Genomic DNA, 654 nt, shown 5'->3' with positions numbered 1-654 from the left:
CGATTCCTGCGGTGGTGGGTTTGTCGTTGACCAGGTTGAACGAGCCGTTGTTGTATTTGAAGCCGTGGTTGCTGGTGACGGTCTGGGATGAGGAGAACACCACCTCGGCGTTTCCGTCCAGGGAGAAGTTCGCGTTCATGGTCGCGTTGCTGGTCACTACTACCGGGACCGGGCCGGCCATGAACGTGAACGCGGAGTTCAGTTCGCCCAGTTTGGCGGTGACCTGGCCTTTCAGTGATCCCTGGGCCGTGAGGGAGTGTTCGGCTTTGATGGAGGGGGTGATGACCACGGAGACTTCCTTCAGGCTCAGGAAGGCGGTCTCCAGTGTCATTTTCGCTGTGGCTTTGGCCGTGACGGAGGACTTCAGGGTCACCGCCCCGTCACCGGTCAAGGGCGCGTCGGGTTTGCCGAACTCGCCCTTGACGGTCCTGCTCAGGACCATGGATTTGTTGAACACTTCCGCTGAGGTCGCCGCGTAGGGCCGGGCCATGTCCGGTGTGGTTGCGGGGCCGGTTCTGGTTGAGGTGGGGGCCGTGTCAGGTTCAACCACGACGTCGGGCGCGGGGATGAACTCGGAGCTCACCGGGGTGCCGGTCACTTCGAGCAAACCTCCCGTGGAGACCACGGCCTCGGGCACGGTGGCGGGTTTGGTTT

General features: G+C 62.5%; 1 pseudogene. It reads right to left on the bottom strand.

Features of this window, described 5'->3' with window-relative positions:
- Positions 1-654, bottom strand: a pseudogene (locus MOD31_RS21845) (chromosome condensation regulator RCC1); the annotation flags it as partial.

The organism is Paenarthrobacter sp. TYUT067 (assembly GCF_023656375.1).
Classification (GTDB): Bacteria; Actinomycetota; Actinomycetes; order Actinomycetales; family Micrococcaceae; genus Arthrobacter.
This window is presented reverse-complemented; position numbering and strand designations above follow the sequence as displayed.